The sequence below is a fragment of the Dinghuibacter sp. genome, assembly GCF_035492835.1.
Classification (GTDB): Bacteria; Bacteroidota; Bacteroidia; order Chitinophagales; family Chitinophagaceae; genus Dinghuibacter.
The window spans coordinates 1-19,156 of the sequence record NZ_DATJIY010000260.1; the positions used below are offsets into that span (position 1 = coordinate 1).

A 19,156-nucleotide genomic window follows, 5' to 3' on the forward strand; every position below is an offset into this window, starting at 1 on the left:
GCGAAACGCGACGCGAAATTCCCCTACGAACCCCGCTACGTCAGCAAACTTTGGGACAAGCTCACCGACAGCGCCGGCTACCCCGCCATCAAGCCCCCCTGGGGCACCCTCAACGCCATCGACCTCAATACCGGCGACTATCGCTGGCGCATACCCCTGGGCGAATACCCCGAGCTCGGTAAGCCCACCGGTACCGAATCCTACGGCGGCCCCCTGGTCACCGCCGGCGGTCTCGTCTTCATCGCCGGTACCCGCGACGCAACGCTAAAAGCATTCGACAAGAACACCGGCAAACTACTCTGGGAATACCCCCTCCCAGAAGCCGGCTTCGCCACCCCCATCACCTACGAAATCAACGGCACCCAATACATCGTCCTTGCCTGCGGCGGCGGCCGCGGTCTGAAGCCCGGCGGGGACTATATCGCCTTCGCCCTCCCTCAAAAAACGAGCAAGACGGGTTGGATACTCATGGTCGCCTTCCTTGCCGTCGCCATCGCGCTCCGAACAAAAAAGCACCTCAAAGGCTTCTCGTTCACCGTACTGATCTTCGCCGCCGTCAGCCTGGCGATGTACTACCCGCAGTATTTCACGACCGTGGGCGATTTCAAGCTCTCCAGGCTCATCCTCCCGCTCCTCCAGCTCATCATGTTTGGCATGGGCACGGAACTTAGCCTGAAGGAATTCAAACAAGTGGTCAAAACGCCGAAAAAAATATTGATCGGTGTCGTTTGCCACTATACGATCATGCCGTGTATCAGTTTTGCCATCGCCAGCCTCTTCCATTTTCCAAAGGAGATCGCCGCGGGCATCATCCTTGTTGGTTGTTGCCCCAGCGGCCTGGCCTCAAACGTGATGTCCTACCTGGCCCGGGCGAACCTGGCATTGTCGGTGTCGGTGACGACGGTGTCCACGCTGCTGGCTCCGCTGCTGACGCCTTTATTAATGCATTACCTGGCCGGTTCGTTTGTCGAGGTCCACTTTTGGGCCATGGCCTGGGACATCACCCAGATCGTCATTCTCCCGATCGCCGCCGGGCTGGCCTTCCATTATGTCGTAAAAGGGAAGGTAAAATGGCTGGACAAGGCGATGCCCCTGGTTTCCATGGGCGGCATCACCCTGATCATCGTCGTGATCACGGCGGCAGGCAGGGACAGCCTTCTGGACGTAGGACTGTTACTGATAGCCGCGTCTCTACTCCAGAACGTAGCCGGCTACACCCTGGGCTATGGTGCCGCCAAGCTCCTGAAACTCCCCGAGCGTGACGCCCGGACCATCTCCCTGGAGGTAGGCATGCAAAACGGCGGCCTCGCCTCCGGCATCGCCCTTAAGCTTGGTAAGTTGGCAACCGTGGGTCTGGCCCCCGCGATTTTTGGGCCGTTAATGAACATAACGGGTTCTTCCTTAGCGACATGGTGGCATCGAAAGCCGCCACCGGCGTGAACTTTTTTTTCAATTAGTCCATTATTAAGGGCATTATTAGGGTTTCCGTTAGGCTACCCCGCTTTACTTCGTTAAAATTTTTTTAACCAACAATTGCTGTTATATGAAAGGATTGCTCCTGCAACTCTTACTGTTGGTGTGTGGCTTTGCTGCCTACGCCCAACAGACGCCCATCAAAGGGAGGGTAACAGACGAGAACGGATCGCCCATAGCCGGGGCGACCGTAAACGTCAAAGGTACCCGTACCAGCGTCACAACCGACGCACTGGGAAATTTCTCCATCGACCCCGGGAACAAGACAAATCCCATCCTGGTCATCTCCTCTGTCGGTTTCACCACCATGGAGCTGCCCGGTACGCCCGGGGGAACGCTTAACATTGGTCTCAAATCCGAAACCAAAGTCCTGAGCGACGTCGTCGTCGTCGGCTATGGTAGCCAGCGCAGAAGGGACGTAACGGGCGCGATCAGCACGGTCAAGTCCGAAGACATCGCCAAACGGCCGATCACCCAGACCCAGGACGCCCTCCAGGGGACTACACCGGGGGTCGTCGTTACCCAAAACAGCGGGCAACCCGGTGGGAATCCTTTTGCCGTTCGCATCCGCGGGTACAACTCCATCACCGGGGGGAATGATCCGTTGTATGTCATCGACGGTTTTATCGGCGGCAACATCGAATCCCTGTCGCCGGACGACATCCAGGACATGCAGATCCTGAAGGACGCCTCCGCCACCGCCATCTACGGTTCACGTGGTTCCAACGGTGTGGTCCTGATCACGACGAAAAAGGGCCATCCCGGCAAAGCCCGGATCAGTTTCAGCACATGGTTCCAGAACGACCAGATGCCGAAGGAGCTAAAGCTGATGAACGCCTACCAGTTTGCCAAGACCGTCAACCTCCAGGACTCGATGAATGGCAACGGTGCATCGTTTACCCAGGCCTACATCGATTCGCTCCAGCTGCACCCCGCCGGTACCGACTGGCAACGGGCCCTGCAGCGCAAACCGTGGGTGCAAAACTACCAGCTCGGGTTGTCCGGCGGCAGCGAAGACGTCAACTACCTCTTTAGCATGAGCTACCTGGATCAACCGGGTCTTATCCTGAACCAATGGTACAAGCGCACTACCTTCCGCAGCAATGTGGGCGTGAAAGTGAGCAAAAAGATAGACGTGCAGTTCAACGTCTACGGCGAGCTGCCCCAAAGCCACAACAACAGCTACCCGGGCGACCTGACCGATCCCTTCTCACAGGCCTTCCAATGGGACCCGATTGCGACCATCAAGGACGGCGCCGGGAACTGGGTTCCGTCGGCGCCCTACGCCTCGATCCAGTACAACCCCATAGCCCAGGCCACCAACCAGGCGGTGGACGGGAATTCGACCAACATCGCCGCCCAGGGTGTGCTGAACTGGCACATCCTGAAGACCCTCACCTTTACCACCAACAACACCTACAGCCTGGGCTGGAACTTCAACCAGTCCGTGTTCGGACCCAATACCGGCAATGGCAATCAGCACACCGATTATGCCCAGATACAATCGGGCAGGGGCCGGAGCTATCAGAACAGTAATTTCCTGACGTACCACCAGGTATTCGGCGACCATTCGGTGACGGTGACCGCGCTGTATGAGCAGGCCAACGGCCTGACGCTCGGTCAAACCTCGAAGTCCGTCAACCTGTCCAACTACTACCTGGGGTATTACAACCTCGGCCTGGGCGCTACCCAGACCACGGCCTCCACGTATACCCAGGACGCGCTCCAGTCGTACATGGGTCGCGTCAACTACGCCTACAAGGACCGGTATATGCTGGATGCGACACTCCGGGATGACGGTTCCTCCCACCTGCTCACGAAGTACGCGCTGTTCCCGTCCTTTGGTGCGGCATGGAACATCGGCAAGGAAAACTTCATGGCCAATCAAAAGCTTTTCTCGGACCTGAAGCTGAGGGGCGGTTACGGCATCACGGGCAACCAGGCCGTTCCCGCTTATTCGACCATCCCGCAAGTCCAGGTCGGTGGCATCGAGAATGCCAGCGGTTATTTTTACGATGGCACCACCGCCACGCGGTACACACCGCTCGGTGGCCCGGTATCCAAAAGCCTCAAATGGGAAGACGACGCCCAGGCGGACGTAGGGCTCGACGCTTCCTTTATGAACGGGCGGCTGACCTTTACCGCGGACGCCTATCATAAGAAGATCACCAACCTCCTCTATTCCATCCAGGCGCCCTGGTATAACAGCGGTCAAAACTACGCCGCCAACATCGGTAAGATGATGAACGAAGGCCTTGAATTCGGTCTTGGCGGCACACCCGTCAAAACCAGGGATTTCACCTGGAACGGCTTCTTCACCATATCGTTCAACAAGAACAAGATCCTCGACCTGGGCGATAACAACAACCTCCTGGTCAGCGGCGTGGGATCGCCGGAGGGGAATCTCCAGATCCTGCAGGTGGGCAAGCCGATGGGCGAATTCTATGGCTACCACTTCCTGGGCACCTGGAAGACAAGCGAGGCCCAGCAAGCCGCGGTCTACGGCAACAAACCGGGTGACTCCAAGTACCAGGATGTGAACGGCGACAAGGTTATCGACGCCAATGACGAAACCACGATCGGCAACGGTCTGCCCAAATATTCCTTTGGGTTCTCGAACACCCTTTCTTACAAGAATTTCGACCTCTACTTCATGTTGCAGGGTACCCATGGAAACCAGGTCTTCTCCGAAACCATCGCCTATACCTGGGGCGGGGTGGGCGACCAGAAGAACCCGACCACCGTGGATGCATTGAATATGTGGTCTCCGACCAACGAGACCAACAATCCGACATTCAGCAAGACCAGCAACAATGCCATCAACAGCAGCCGCTGGGTTTATGATGGCAGCTATATCAAGCTGCGCAGCATCAGCCTGACCTACCACTTGCCGCAAAGCCTCATCGGCCGCTGGCGGATGTCCAACCTGGAAATCTATGTGAGCGGACAAAACCTGTTCTGTATCACCAAGTTCCCGGGGTATGATCCGGAGGTACAGAATACCGTGAGCACCTTTACCGCCGGGCTGGAAAACGGCCTGATCCCGGTGCCCAGGTCCTACACCTTCGGTTTGAGGACCACGTTCTAATGAATGTTTATGCAAAAACAACAAGCAATGAACACACGATCTTCCATACTGGTTCTCCTTTCCATCGCGGTCGTAACGGGCTGTCAGAAGCTGAATGAGAATCCCAAGGGCAACCTTACGCCCTCGCAATACTATAAAAGCCAGGCCGACCTGGACGCCGCCGTGGCTGCCATCTACACCGAGCTGACGCCCGACTTTTCGTTTGGCTACACCTCCCAGATGACGTCCTGTTTTGGCGCCGACGACCTGACCACGGACCCTGGGCTGAACAAGCAACCCTTCCGTGAGTACGACGAGCTCAACGGTACGGCCACCAACAGCGGCATGCTCGCCGAATGGCAGGGCCCCTGGGCAACGATTTACCAGGCCAACAACGTCCTGGCCGTTTACCAGAACGTCAGTACCACCGACCAGCTCAAACAGCAATCAGCGGGGCAGGCCCTGTTCCTGCGGGCATTCTGTTATTACTACCTGGTGCGCACCTTTGGCGCCATACCCATCGTAACCGGGCCCATCGACGCCACCGCCCGGCCCCCGCGGGATTCCGTGGCCAACGTATATGCGTTAATTGTCAGCGACCTGCAGGTAGCGATTGCCTGGCTGCCCACGAGCTTTCCCGGCCAACCCGGCAAGGCAACCCAGAACGCGGCGCGCGCCCTCCTGGCCGACGTTTACCTGACGATGACCGGTTGGCCGCTGAATCAACCCAGCTACAACGCGCTTGCGGCCGCCGAAGCGGATTCCGTCATCAACGCCGCCCAATACAGCCTGGTCCCCGACTATGGTACGGTATTCACTACCAACAACAACAGTGAGGCGGTCTTCGGCCTCCAGTTCAACGTGGCCGGTGGCGTACCCAACCGTACCCTCGGATCATCCTGCGTACCCCTGGATGAGGTGGCTGTCAACGGTTCCAGCGGATGGGACGACTACTACCCCGAAATCAATTTTTACCTCAACCGTCCGTTGTGTAAGCGTTCCAACGAGACCTTCTACGACACCATCAAGCTCATCCAGCCCGATAAGTCGTACCAGCTGGTTCCCTGGAACTCAACCCTTACACACGCGGGTCACCCGTACTATAAGAAATTCCGCGCCGCGGCCGGCGATGGCGTCATCGAAACCGCCACCAGTATCGCCAGCATCAACCCCAGCACCAACAAGACCAAGGACTTCATCCGCTATCCGATGGTGCTCCTGGATTTCGCCGAAGCGTCCGACATGGCTGGGGGTAGCCCGTCCGCCGCTGCCTACGCCGCGATCAACCTGGTCCGTGCGCGTGCCGGTGAGCCCAACCTCGTCACCGGTCTTTCACAGACGGCCTTCCGCGATTCCGTGGTTGCCGAGCGGGCATACGAGTTTGCCGGAGAAAACGGCGTCCGCTGGTACGACATCGTGCGCCTCCAGCTGCTCCCGCAAATCCTCGCGGTCCGCAGCCCCCTGGAGAACCCGGTGCCCTCCAACGTCGACATCAACACACGGTATATTTCGCCCATACCCCAAACCGATATGCTAAAAGATCCCAACTGGGCCCAGAACCCCGGTTACTAGCGCACGCGGCGCGCCCCCCGGCGCGACGCCCCATACAACGCAAGGCACAATAACTTTAGATAGGCATGAAACTCGCGATTCTCTACGTTTTGGTTTCTTCGTTACTGCTGATAGCTGGCCCCGGGTTCGCCCAGGGCCAGCTTCGGCATAATGCAACAACCCTTTATCCCACGTATCACGGACTCATCATGGCCGGCTATCAAGGCTGGTTCCGCGCGGAAGGCGACGGTTCAAAAGGGAACCGGTTCGTCTACGGCACCCCCGAGCGCAGCGGCATCGACGCCTGGCCGGACGTCAGCGAATACGCCAAGACCTACGAAACCCCTTTCCTCAATGCCGACGGCACGCGCGCAAAATTCTTCAGCTCGCTCGACGAAAGCACTGTCGACCTGCACTTCAAGTGGATGCAGCAATACGGCGTCGACGGCGTATTCATGCAGCGCTTCTACGGCAGCGTAAACCCCGGGGAAAGTAGGAGGGAGGCCACGCAGGTCCTGACCTACGCATTGAGCGCCGCCTCTAAATACAAACGCGCCATCGCCGTGATGTACGACCTGAGCGGCCTCCGCGGCAAAGGTGAGGACTGCTCCGCGATCATCTCCGACTGGAAGTACCTCGTCGACTCGATCAAGGTCACACGACAGGCGGCCCAGAATACCTATCTCCACGAAGACGGCAAACCCGTTGTCGTGATCTGGGGCATCGGTTTTCCCGACCGGCCGTACGACATACGGAACATCGGGCTCGAACGCCTCATCGACTTCCTGAAGAACGACCCGGTCTATGGCCACTGCGCCGTCATGCTCGGCGTGCCGACGGCCTTCAGGACACTCGACAATGACTGTATCCACGATCCCTATCTTCACACGCTGATCCGCCAGGCCGACATGGTCCTCCCCTGGACGGTTCAGCGTTTTTCCCCCCTGCTCCACAACGACATGGACCGCTACCGCGACCAGGTCCTCGAAGACGAGGCCTGGTGCGCCGCCAACCACGTCGAATACGTTCCCTGCGTCTGCCCCGGATTCAGCTGGCACAACCTCAGCCGCTATGAATTCCCCGACGACGTAAAACCCGTGGGCTCGATCCCGCGCCAGGGCGGCCGCTTCTACTGGGAGCAGCTGTCCACCGCCATCCGTTCCGGCGCCGGCATGATCTATGTCGCCATGTTCGACGAGGTCAACGAAGGCACCGCGATCTTCAAGGTCACCGACCGCCCGCCCGCCGACACCGCCCAGGTCGCCTTCCTCCACCTCGACGGCAAACCCTCGGATACTTACCTTTGGCTCACCGGTGAGGCCGCCCGCATGCTCCGCCACGAAGAGCCATTGACGATGACGATGCCCGAACGCCCCGCCGCGGAGCGGCCCGACGCGCAAAGACCTACCGCGGAGCGGCCCGACACCCCAAGAACCCACCCTTAAAATATGCACGAATGAAGCATGGACTTGTTTTGATGACCGCCCTTACGCTCTACCTTGCTGCCTCCGCGCAACAAAGCGCCCCTTCGCCCTCCGCCGGCGCCTCCGCGGTCTCCGCCGCGGACTACATCGACCCCACGATAGGCAACGTCGGCCGCCTCCTGGAACCCACCCGCCCCACCGTCCAGCTGCCGAATCAGCTGATCCGTTTTACGCCGCAGCGCAAGGACTATATGGACGACCAGATCAGCAGCTTCCCGCTCTGTATCGTCTCCCACCGCCTGGGCCAGGTCTTTTCGCTCAAGCCGTCCATCACCGGCGACCGCGACGAGCTCCAGGCCTACGACCACAACATAGAGGTCAACCGCCCCTGGTATTACTCGACCCTGCTCCTGGACGACGACATCACCCTGGAGTTCACCGCCGGCCGCAAGGTCGGTTGTTACCGTTTTCACTTCCCCGCCAGGAAGGCCATGCTCCTCTTCGGCGTCTACAACGACGGTCCCTCCAGCTGGAGCTTCCCCGACGGTAAAACCGTCACGGCGATGGAGACGTACCACGGGGACATCAAGGTCTATATGTACGGCGTCTTCAGCGCAGCCGGCAAAAGCGAAACCGACGGCAACAAGGCCGCGATCACCTTCCCTACGGGAACGACAGCGCTCACCTTCCGCTACGCCATCAGCTACGTCAGCCCCGCGCAGGCCAAAAAGAACTACGACGAAGAAGCAAAACCCTTCGACCAGCTCAAGGCGGAAGGCCAGCGCGCCTGGGACCGCGTTGCCGGTCAGATTCGGGTAGAAGGCGGGACGCTTGCGCAAAGGCGGTCGTTTTATACCGCCCTATACCGGTGTCATGAGCGGATGGTCGACATCACCGAAGACGGTCAGTACTACAGCGGCTATGACAACAATATCCATAAGGACGCGCGTCCCTTCTACGTCGACGACTGGTCCTGGGATACCTACCTGGCGCTCCACCCGCTGCGGATGATCCTGCACCCGGGCCAGGAACAGGACATGCTCCAGTCTTATGTGCGGATGTACCAGCAGAGCGGATGGATGCCCACCTTCCCGGTGCTCTTCGGCGACAACCCCTGTATGAACGGCTTCCACTCCTCCGTCGTTATCCTCGACGCGTGGCGCAAGGGGCTAAAGAGCTTCGACATCGAAACCGCCTACGCCGGCATGCGCAAGAACGCGACCCAGGCCACCATGCTCCCCTGGCGCAATGGCGATAAGACGAGCCTCGACGACTTCTACTACAAAAACGGCTATTTCCCCGCATTGCACCCCGGTGAAAAAGAAACCGTTCCCGAAGTACATCCTTTCGAAAAACGCCAGGCCGTAGCCGTTACCCTGGGCGCAAGCTATGACGACTGGGCGCTGGCCCAGCTGGCCGGCGACCTCGGCAAAAAAGAAGATGCCGCGCAGTTCGCCCCCCGCGCCGGTAACTTCCGCAACCTCTGGGACAGCAGCAATAGATTCTTCATGCCCAGGGACGCTCAGGGCCATTTCATCGACATCGACCCCGCCTGGGACGGCGGGATGGGCGGCCGCGAATTCTATGACGAAAACAACGGCTGGACCTATCTCTGGCAGGTCCAGGAAAACATCCCCGCCCTGGTGCAGCTGATGGGCGGCCGCAAGGCATTTGAAAACCGCCTTGATGAGCTTTTCCGCGCGGACCTGGGCCGGTCGAAGTACGAATTCTGGTCCAAGTTCCCCGACGCCACCGGTCTCACCGGCCAGCACTCCATGGGCAACGAGCCCGGTTTCGTCATCCCGTATCTGTATAATGTCACCGACGCCCCGTGGAAGACCCAGGAGCGCGTCCGCTTCCTGCTGGATGCGTGGTTCAAGGATAACATCTTTGGTATCCCCGGCGACGAAGACGGCGGCGGGATGTCCGCCTTCGTGGTCTTCTCGTCGATGGGCTTTTACCCGATGACGCCCGGCCAGCCGCGTTATACGATCGGCAGCCCGGTCTTCAGCAAGGTCTCCATCACGCTCGACAACGGCAGGACCTTTACCATCCTTGCCCACCACGCCTCGGTCCTCAACAAATACATCCAATCCGCCACGCTCGACGGCAAACCACTGAACACCCCCTGGTTCACCCACGCCCAGCTGGAGGCCGGCGGTACGCTCGAGCTGGTCATGGGGCCCACGCCCAATAAACAATGGGGTCATGCGCAATAAACTCCTTTTACTCCTGCTGACCGCGGCATTGGCCGCGCCTATTAACGCCGCGTCCGCCCAGTCCACGACCTTCACCGGTCCGCACACCTCGTGGCACGGCTTCGACCGCTACGACTTCCTCATGGACGAGTCCACCGGCGACATCCAACCCGCCACGGCAGACCCCAATGCCGGTAACGCCGTCGGCCCCGCCGTACCCGGCAAACGCCATTGCATCCTCGTCGTCCCGCGCACTCCCGCCCCCGGCAATCCCTGGTCCTGGCAGGCGTGCTACTGGGACCACCAGCCCCAGGCCGAGGTCGAGCTCCTCAACCGCGGCTGGTGTATCGCCTTTATAAACCCCGAGCCCGATAAGCGATGGGACGATTGGTATGCTTTCCTGACGGAAAAACACAACCTAAACCCCAAACCCGCCTTCGACGGCATGAGTAAGGGCGGTTTCAACGAATTCGCCTGGGCCACGGCCCACCCCGAAAAGGTCACCGCCATCTACGCCGACAACCCCGCCATCAGCCGCGAAAGCCTGATGAACCTCTGGAAGCTCGCAAAGGCCGACGTCCCCCTGCTCCACGTCTGCGGTACCATGGACCCCATCCTCGGCGACCCGTCCTGGGTACTCAACAACGAATACCAACCCCTCTACGGCACCCGCACCATAGAAGCCTTCTACCGCCAATGGGGCGGCCGCATCTCCGTGATGTACAAAGAGGGCTACGGCCACCACCCCCACAGCCTCCGCGACCCCAAGCCCATCGCCGATTTCATGGTGCAAAGCTTCAACGAGACCGCGCCGCCGTCCCCCGCGTGGGCGCCCGCCCGTGTCGCCGTCCGCAACTTCTACGGGACCCGCTCCGAACAACGCTATTACGCCGCAGACGACGCGTACATCACTTGCAGCGGTCCATTCTTTAACGGTTCGTATCGCCGCTATAGCTTTGGCCTCGACAGTCTACATCTAACCGTGACCGTTATCGCGCCCAACACCGGGGCCCCCGGCCACCCGTGGGTCTTCCGCAGCGACTTCCCCGACTCTGCCTCCGTCGACCTCGCCCTCCTGGCCAAGGGCTACGCCATCGTCACCGGCCCCGTTGGCACCAACGCCGACGGTCCCGTTCCCGCCGAATGGGACGCCGTCTACGATTACCTCGTCCGCCACGGCTTCTCGGCAAAACCCGTCATGGAAGGCGCCGGCGACGCCTATGTCTGGGCCGAGCTCCATCCCGACCGCGTCGCCTGCATCTACGCCGAGAACCCCCTGCTCCGCAGCCTCACCGCCAAGGTCCAACCCCTCGACAACCTCGAACCCCTGGCCGGCATACCGATCATACACTTCGCGAGCCCATCGAACCCCCTCTACAAAGACAACACAGCCATCGCCAAACAGCGCTGCAAGTCGCTCCGCATTGTCTCCACCCCCGAAGAAGCCGTGCCCCTCATCCTCACCGCCACAACCCCCACCGTGCACCGGCCCCACACCTCCGGGCCCTACGTCCCCGCGAACCTCTTCGCGCCTGCGCCAACGCAAACGCACCCGCCGGGCGCCTACGCCTTCGACGGCTCCATCTCCCGCCCCGTCCTCGACGCCTATCTCCAACATTCGATAACGGTCGAAGGCCTCCTCAACGGCCGCGGCGACCTCACCGACAACCTCCGCATGCTCCAAAACACCGGCGCCAAGTTCGTCGGCCGCGCACTCTGCCTATGGGGAGGGGAAGATCGACTCGAAGACAACCTCGCCCGCGCCAAGTCCGAAATGACCCAGGCCCGCGCCATCGACCCCGATATCATTTTTGAAGCCTGCATCTTCGAAATCGTCACCGACAAGGTCAACCAGGTCCCCATACCCGATTGGGCCTTCAAGGCGCTCAACATGCCGGTAGAGCGCCGCAACTTCCGCTACGCCGACATGCTCTACCCCGATGGCCGCCGCATAGACCAATGGGGCCCCGGCGCCTCCGTTCCGGATGTCAGCCGCCCCGAGACGCAACTGTATTTTTATTTCCTCGCCAAATCCTATATCGACCTCGGCATCGAAGCCATCCACTTCGGGCAGGTCGAGCTGATGAACGGCAACGACCCCGACCTGGTCCACTGGTCGGAAGTGTTCAGCCGGACGCGGGCCTACGCTAAAGCGCACGCCCGCCGACACCTGGTCCTGCTCGATGCGCATACCCCGGGAGGCGGCCTCATGAAGAACGGCCACCTGCTCCTCGACTTCCACGCCTTCCCCCTGCGCATCAAGGAGGTCCCGGACACCCCGCAAAAAGCCGAATTGAAGCTGGGCTTCTCCGACGGCCTGTACAACCGCAGCAAGGGCGGCATCACCCCCAGCGGCTGGAGCTGCGACCACCTCCCATACCTGGTCGAATTCGACAACTATGGCGTGAGTCAGCACCCCGGCCAGCCCAATGAGGGACACGGCGGTTTCGATTGGATATGGGGCTACGACGAGGTCACCTGGTTCGCGCTCCAACCCCGGGCCTACCGTGACCGCTGGCTGCGCTACGCCTACGACTGGGTCCGTACGGTCGACACCAACGCCTACCTCGAAATGCCCGGCGGCCGCACCATGAGCGCCCCGCTCGACCACCGCCGCTGGTACTACGGCAACCGCCCCAGCCCCGCAACCCCCGAGGGGGAAAACGTCGAGGACGCGATAAAGGACATCTGGGCGCACCCGGAAACCCAAACGCCCGTGGCGCCCAACGCCGCAGTGCTCCTGGCCGGCACAGCGAAGACCAACATCACCCCGGACAGCGACGAGCCCCTCCACGACTCCGTATACGCCCGGGTGCTCGTCTTAAAAAACGCTGACAAAAAGATCGCATTCGTCTCCGTCGACCTCGCCGTTTTCACGAGCGATCGCATCGAGCAGATCTGCAAGGAGACGTATGGCTTCGACCAGGTCTTCCTTTGCTCCAGCCACAACCACTCCGAACCCCAGAGGAACGGCGGCCGCTCTTTCGAAAAGGGCAATCCCTATACGGCATTCTACGAAGACCGGATCATAGCGGCGATAAAAGACGCCGAAAGCCACCTCTTCATCGCCCGCATCGCGGCCGGTCACCGCGCGTTCCCCCAACTCGGCTTTAACAGGCTGATCGTCCGCGACGACGGCCACGCCCGCGAATCCTGGTTCGGCGATGCGCACTACACCTCCGAAAACCCCGAGCGCATCCCCTTCGGTCCCGTCGACCCGGAAGTGGGCGTCATCCGCATCGAGGATCAGCGGGGCCATCCGCGCGTCATCCTGATGAACTACGCCTGCCACGCGGACGTGGTGTGTTTCAACTACGCGGTCTCCGCCGACTACCCGGGTGTCGCCTGCAAAAAGGTCGAGGAGGCCTTTGACAACCGGGTCAACTGTCTGTTCATCCAGGGTGCCGGCGGCAACGTCGAGCCGCTCATGATCAGCTCCCGCCGCACCGGCCCGAACGACCCCTTCCAAACGGACTACCGCCCCATGGAGCGCACCGGCGAATTGCTCGCGGACGAGACGATCACGCTGGCGCAAAATTTACATCCCACCGATGCGTCGATGCAGCTCGCAGAAGACTCTCTCACCTTTACAGGCCGCTTCAACAAGACATTACACATCCCCGTCCATCTTTCGACGTTGATACTCAATGGCGACATTGTTATCGCCGCCTGTCCCGGCGAACTTTTTTCTACCTTGCAGCTCGACTGGAAACAAAAGATCGCGCTGAACGGCGGAAACCCCTTCCTCTTCGGTTACACCTGGTCCGGCGGCCGCTGGCCGGGTTACGTCGCCGACGTTCGTTCCGCCGCGCTGGGCGGCTATGGAGCCGACCAGGACCCGAACATCATCGAGGTCGGCGCCGGCGAGCGGATGATGCTCCGTCAACTGGAAAACTATTATAAGCTGAACGGCCTGATGCGGGACAAACCCGGCCCCGTCGGCTTCAAACCGGGCAACCGCTGGATCATCACGCCGGTGCCGCCAAAACAATAGCATGAAGCGTCTCACGATCATAGCCTGTTTCGCCGCCGGCGCGGCCACCGCCCAAACCGGCCACGGCGCCGGAGCGCCAACCTACAAGGACCCGCGTGCTCCCATCCAGGACCGCGTCCGCGACCTCCTCCAACGCATGACCACCGACGAAAAGATTCGCCAGCTCGACATGTACTGGGGCCACCAGGTCGCCGACATGGACGGGCATGAAGCAAGCGCCTACAACGAAGAAAAAGTAAAAACCTCCATCGGTGTCCACGGCATCGGCTCCATCCACGACTTCTATCCCCTCAGCGCCTCGCTCGCCAATAAAATCCAACGCTACGCCATGGAGCGCACCCGTCTCGGTATCCCCGTCCTCTTTATCGAAGAAGGTCTCCACGGCTATTCCGGCAAAGGCTCCACCGAATTCCCCATCCCCCTGGAGCTGTCCAGCGCCTGGGACACGGCGCTGGTCCGCCAGGCCGGCAGGACGATAGCCACCGAAACCCGCGCCCACGGTGTCGACATGATCCTCGGCCCCGTCCTCGACATGGCCAGGGACCCGCGCTGGGGCCGCACCGAGGAAACCTATGGCGAAGACGCCTACCTCAACTCCCGCAACGGCGTCGCCATGGTGGAAGGTCTGCAGGGGTTGGGGCTCGGCCACGCGGACGCCGTCATCGCCGAACCCAAACACTTCGCCGTCCACAGCGTCCCCGAAGGCGGCAGCAACACCGCCCCCGTCAACATGGGCGAGCGCGAGGCCCGCTCTTCTTTCCTATACGTATTTGAAAAAGCCGTCCGCGAAGGCGGCGCCATGGGCATCATGGCCGCCTACCACGAATGGGACGGCATCCCCTGCGTGGACAACCGCTGGCTCCTCACCGACGTCCTCCGCAAGGAATGGGGTTTCAAAGGCTTCGTCCTCTCCGACCTGGGCGCGATCAAGATGACCCTGACCGATCACCACGTCGCCGCCGACACCGCCGACGCCCTCGGCCAATCCATCGCCGCCGGGCTGGACATGCAGTTCTATGACTTCGCCCACGAAACGCTGGTCGAGGCCGTCAAAACCGCGTTACAAAGACACACCCTGACCGCGCAAGACCTCGACCGCGCCGCCGGTGACATCCTCCGCGTCAAGTTCACCCTCGGTCTCTTCGATCACCCCTATACCGACACGGCCATCCTCGAAAAACTCCACACCAACGACGACCTGGCGCTACAAGCCGCTCGCGAAGGCGTCGTCCTCCTGAAGAACGAAGGCAACATCCTCCCGTTACAAGCCGCCCAAAAGATCGCCGTCATCGGCCCCCTGGCCACCAGCCAATACATCGGCGGTTACTCGAGCCCGTCAGCCCACGGCATCTCCATTTTGCAAGCGCTAAAAGACCAAGGAGCCAACGTCACCTACGCCGAAGGCTATACATCCGCCGAAAACTATAAAAGTGACACCACCGGTTACCCCGGGGAAGACGAAGACAGGCAAAAAGCCGTACAGCTGACGCAAAGCTCCGATAAAACGCTCGTCGTCCTCGGCGAAGAGCCCTGGCAGATCGGCGAAGGCAAGGACCGCGCCGAGCTCAACCTCAGCCCCCGCGCCGAATCCCTCATCAAGGCCCTCTACGCCACCGGCAAACCCATCGTCGTCGTCCTCTCCAACGGCCGCCCCCTCACCATCGACTGGGTTGCCGCCCACATCCCCGGTATCCTCGAGACCTGGTTCGCCGGTCAGAAAGGCGGTCTCGCCATCGCCGACATCCTCCTGGGCAAGGTCAATCCGTCCGGAAAGCTCCCTATCACCTTCCCGCGTTCCGTCGGTCAGCTCCCCCTATACGAAGCCCGCAAGTTTACCTCCTACCACCGCTATGTAGACGAGGCCGACTCCGCCCTCTTCCCCTTCGGACAGGGCCTGAGCTACACGACCTTCGCCTACAAAAACCTAAAAATTACACCAACCGGCGTCACCGTCGACATCACCAATACCGGCGCCGAACCCGGCGCCGAAGTCGCCCAGCTCTACATCCACGACGTCGTCGGCAGCGTCACCACCCCCAATAAAGCCCTGAGAGGATTCGTAAGGATAAACCTGGACCCCGGCGAAACCAAAACCGTCCGCTTCCCCCTCGGCCCCGACCAGCTCTCCCTCTGGAACCGCCAGATGAAACGCGTCGTCGAGCCCGGCGAATTCAGGATCATGGTCGGCAGCTCCTCCCGCGACATCCGCCTGGAGGGCAGTTTGTGGGTGAAGAAATAGCGGCACTTTTTTTCAACCGGACACCGCGACGTAGCGCGATAGCGCTGGATCAACGCTTATCGTATGCTTCCAGCATCTCCACGTTGAGCTTCTCGAGCGGCGTCAGCCGGGCCGTAACGTCATCTGCCGACGGGATATACCAGGGCTGCGCCAAGAAGTACGTCCGCAGCTCCGGGTTCTTGAAGCGGTAACCATACCGCGCAAAGATCTCATTCCGCATAATGCGGCGCTGGCGCGCGGTGAAGTTGGATAGGATGCCGCGCGTCATGACTTCACCCGAAGCGAAAGTATAATGCCCCTGCAGCTTGCTGTCGCCAGAGAGGTCCGGCCAACGGGTTCTTCTAAGGCTGTACGCCTTTTCACCGATGCTCCAGTCACCATCCTCCGCCACCTTGAAAGCACGGAAGAAGTCCAGGCCGGTGTCGGTCACCGTGAACGCATAGGCGCTGTCGCCGGGGAAGGTGAGTATATCCTGGATATCTTCCGGTTGGTCCCAGGGGGTGCCAAAAGAGTATTTATCGCCCGCGGAAAAGCCGGTGACTTTGGGTTCGTCGACTGCAAAGGAAATGGATTTGCCGGTGGCTTCGTCCACATAGTCGCCGCCCAAGGCATAACGCGTTTTGAGGGTTGTTTCGATGTTGGATAGCTCCGGATCGCCGGGCATGCCCTCGAAAACATCCACGGCCGTCCCATTGGGCTTCGAAACCACCAAAACCGTATCGGGTCCGAAGATGCGGACCGATAGACGATTGCCTGCCTTGTCTATGGCAGACTCCGTGTCCTCGGGTTTGTCCTTGTCCGGCAGCATGACCATTTCTCCGTTGGATTTTATCGAAGCCTTCCATTCAAAGTTTATCCCGCCTTTATTGCTTCCATAAAAAGATACATAATCGGCGGCCACGGAGTCCGTGAAAAATACATCGACGCCGTCGGACCAACGGCCATGTGGCCGCAGGGATGGGCGGGGATTACTGCAGGCGGCCAGGAGCGCCGCGATCGTCAGAAGTGTAAGCGATTGTTTCATAAGGACCCGCAATATAAAATTCTTTTGAAGTTCCCGATATTACGTTTAATTTCACCCGTTGGTGACCGCCGCTACTACCAAAGCCCCAAACCCAAGCCTGACCTATCGTCCGCAGTTGGACGGCCTGCGTTTTATTGCGGTTTTCGGGGTGCTTTTTTACCACTACAACGGCTGGATCAATACCCTCAACATCCCCTTCACGATCGACCTGGGGACGTTTATATCGTTTTTCTTCGTACTGAGCAGCTACCTGATTACGAGCATCCTGCTGACCAACAAGCACAAGGGCGACAGCATGGGCAGGACGGCCTATAATTTCCTCGTAAGGAGGACGCTCAGGATATTCCCCGCCTACTACTTCTACCTCATACTGTTGATAGCCATGCCCTGGGGCGGTCATGACGTCAGGGCGCACCCGCTGTCGTATTTTTTCTACCTGTCCAACTACCGGACCTACTTCAGCCAGACCTGGGACAACCTGACGTCGCACCTGTGGACGCTGGCGGTGGAAGAACAGTTCTATATCGTCTGGCTGTGGGTAATTCTGTTCGTACCCGACAGGCACCTCACCAAAATCTTTTATGCGGTCATCGCATCCAGCGTCATCTGGCGCATCGCGTTTTTCCTGCTCCATCCCGGCGCCAGGACCGAGACCGTCCCCATGGTCATCCTGACCCCGTCCTGTATGGATAGCTTTGCGTTCGGCGGTCTGCTGGCGATCCAGCAATACTATCGCAAGACGCGGACGCGGCTGCTGGCCACGATTTTCCTGGCCTGGCTGCCCGTTTGGATCATTTTGATCGTCACCCGCCAGCAGCTGATCCTGGTCGCGATCGACCGTGTCTTCGCCTCCATCGGCACCATGGCGCTGATCGACGGTGCCAGCCGGGGATTCAATAACGGTTTTGGTAAGTTCCTTCAACACAAGGTCGTTACTTACCTGGGTAAGATCAGCTATGGCATATATCTCTACCACCTCCTGCTGCCGTATGTTTTCTGGAAGATATACAACGCGCACATCCACTGGGCGCCGCAAATACTGGTGAACCCCGCGGTGCTCCTGGTCTGGTACTTCCTGCTGACGGTGGCTTTCGCCAGCGTCTCGTGGTACCTGCTGGAGCAACCCCTCAGCAAGCTGAAGAAGTACTTTAGCTATGCCGCTTCCCGATGATTTGCAAGGCTTCCTTGTCCCCCTTCCAACGATAACGGAAAATGACCTTGGCGCACACCTTCAACGCCTGGTTCAGCGTGACCGGGTTGACGTGCATCCGCAGCGCGTTGAAGGCCTGCCGGAGGGCGGACCAGGGTTGTTTGTAGACGTGGTAGACGGTGTTGGCGGAACGCGCGAAGTAGAGTGCATAGTTCTTGCGCGCCAGGCGCTTCAGGCGTTTGCGCTTTTCGGGCGGGAGATAGTCCTGGACGATATGGATGACCTTCTGGATGTCCCGGATGTTCTGGCCCGACACGTGGTACTGGCTGGAAATATTGCCCCCGTGCACCCGGTAGTTCGCCAGGCGTGCCGGGGAGCGCACGACCTCATAATGGGCGGATATCCTGATCCACATCTCCCAATCCTCCCCGTAGTGCACCGCGAAAAATCCCCCCAGCTGTTCATACACCGAACGCTTCACGACGATGGATGGAGGCTGTATCTGCTGCCCCTGCGCGATGATGTCCAGCCATCCGCTGACCGGCCCCCGCGCGTTCCCCAGGCTGGGATTGGTATAGAGGATCGTCCCGTCATAAGCCACGTGGTAGTAGCCCGTAAAAGCGGCGCCCGCCGCCGGATAATCCCGGAACAACCCGGCGATCTCCTCATAAAAACCAGGCGAGACATAGTCGTCGCCGTGCAGCAGGTGTACCCACTGCCCGCGGGCGCGGTTCAGACAGGTCTCGAAGTTGCGCAGGCTGCCCACGTTGACCGGCTGCCGGAAATACCCCACGCGGCCACAGCCGATACGCGCCACCAGCCCGCAGACATCCTCATCCGTAGAAGCGTCGTCGACGACCTCGATCTGCATCAGCGACTCCCCGGGGTCCTGCGCCAGCACGCTTTCGATACATTGCGTCAGGTAGGCGGTACAGTTATAGGCGGGAATCATGACGGACCATAACGGCCGTTCCCGTCCGTCATCGACGGGCTTTATAGGCGGTGGTTGTATGGGTATGCGTTCGCTGGCCATGGG

Annotated in this window: 10 protein-coding genes; 8 read left to right on the plus strand and 2 right to left on the minus strand. The window is 60.1% G+C overall.

The features are described 5' to 3' along the window. The 7 genes from VL547_RS22860 to VL547_RS22890 form a co-directional block, all read left to right on the plus strand. A partial coding sequence (locus tag VL547_RS22860; RefSeq protein ID WP_325582364.1) for a bile acid:sodium symporter occupies positions 1–1,440 on the plus strand: 1,440 nt, incomplete at its 5' end. Positions 1,441–1,543: 103 nt separating this feature from the next. Further along, positions 1,544–4,561, plus strand: coding sequence for a TonB-dependent receptor (locus VL547_RS22865; RefSeq protein WP_325582366.1), 3,018 nt, complete (start codon positions 1,544–1,546; stop codon positions 4,559–4,561). A gap of 27 nt (positions 4,562–4,588) precedes the next feature. Beyond that, on the plus strand, positions 4,589–6,112 hold the full coding sequence (locus VL547_RS22870) for a RagB/SusD family nutrient uptake outer membrane protein (RefSeq protein ID WP_325582368.1): 1,524 nt from the start codon (positions 4,589–4,591) through the stop codon (positions 6,110–6,112). A gap of 65 nt (positions 6,113–6,177) precedes the next feature. After that, entirely contained in the window at positions 6,178–7,536 is a 1,359-nt protein-coding gene (locus VL547_RS22875) for a glycoside hydrolase family 71/99-like protein (protein ID WP_325582370.1), read from the plus strand. Positions 7,537–7,547: 11 nt separating this feature from the next. Continuing rightward, a complete protein-coding gene (locus VL547_RS22880; protein ID WP_325582372.1) occupies positions 7,548–9,734 on the plus strand; it encodes a GH92 family glycosyl hydrolase in 2,187 nt (728 codons plus the stop codon). Continuing rightward, on the plus strand, positions 9,724–13,707 hold the full coding sequence (locus VL547_RS22885) for a hypothetical protein (RefSeq protein WP_325582374.1): 3,984 nt from the start codon (positions 9,724–9,726) through the stop codon (positions 13,705–13,707). Before VL547_RS22880 ends, VL547_RS22885 begins: the two co-directional genes overlap by 11 nt. Before the next feature lies 1 nt (position 13,708). After that, positions 13,709–15,946, plus strand: a complete 2,238-nt coding sequence (locus tag VL547_RS22890; RefSeq protein WP_325582376.1) for a glycoside hydrolase family 3 N-terminal domain-containing protein — start codon at positions 13,709–13,711, stop codon at positions 15,944–15,946. 49 nt (positions 15,947–15,995) lie between these two features. Here the strand turns inward: VL547_RS22890 and VL547_RS22895 are convergent, their stop codons facing one another. Beyond that, positions 15,996–16,970 carry a YARHG domain-containing protein gene (locus VL547_RS22895; RefSeq protein ID WP_325582378.1) on the minus strand — a complete coding sequence of 325 codons (975 nt, stop codon included), beginning with the start codon at positions 16,968–16,970 and terminating at the stop codon, positions 15,996–15,998. 61 nt (positions 16,971–17,031) lie between these two features. Here VL547_RS22895 and VL547_RS22900 point away from each other — a divergent pair, with 61 nt between their 5' ends. After that, positions 17,032–18,141, plus strand: coding sequence for an acyltransferase (locus VL547_RS22900; protein ID WP_325582380.1), 1,110 nt, complete (start codon positions 17,032–17,034; stop codon positions 18,139–18,141). Here the strand turns inward: VL547_RS22900 and VL547_RS22905 are convergent. After that, a complete protein-coding gene (locus VL547_RS22905; protein ID WP_325582382.1) occupies positions 18,119–19,153 on the minus strand; it encodes a glycosyltransferase family 2 protein in 1,035 nt (344 codons plus the stop codon). The two genes, VL547_RS22900 and VL547_RS22905, sit on opposite strands and share 23 nt — an antisense overlap. Between the last annotated feature and the right edge of the window lie 3 nt (positions 19,154–19,156).

What these genes read in the sequence shown, in the direction of transcription:
- VL547_RS22865 (WP_325582366.1), top strand. Translation starts at nt 1,544, where the DNA reads ATGAAAGGATTGCTCCTGCAACTCTTACTGTTGGTGTGTGGCTTTGCT.
- VL547_RS22870 (WP_325582368.1), top strand. Translation starts at nt 4,589, where the DNA reads ATGAACACACGATCTTCCATACTGGTTCTCCTTTCCATCGCGGTCGTA.
- VL547_RS22875 (WP_325582370.1), top strand. Translation starts at nt 6,178, where the DNA reads ATGAAACTCGCGATTCTCTACGTTTTGGTTTCTTCGTTACTGCTGATA.
- VL547_RS22880 (WP_325582372.1), top strand. Translation starts at nt 7,548, where the DNA reads ATGAAGCATGGACTTGTTTTGATGACCGCCCTTACGCTCTACCTTGCT.
- VL547_RS22885 (WP_325582374.1), top strand. Translation starts at nt 9,724, where the DNA reads ATGCGCAATAAACTCCTTTTACTCCTGCTGACCGCGGCATTGGCCGCG.
- VL547_RS22890 (WP_325582376.1), top strand. Translation starts at nt 13,709, where the DNA reads ATGAAGCGTCTCACGATCATAGCCTGTTTCGCCGCCGGCGCGGCCACC.
- VL547_RS22895 (WP_325582378.1), bottom strand. Translation starts at nt 16,970, where the DNA reads ATGAAACAATCGCTTACACTTCTGACGATCGCGGCGCTCCTGGCCGCC.
- VL547_RS22905 (WP_325582382.1), bottom strand. Translation starts at nt 19,153, where the DNA reads ATGGCCAGCGAACGCATACCCATACAACCACCGCCTATAAAGCCCGTC.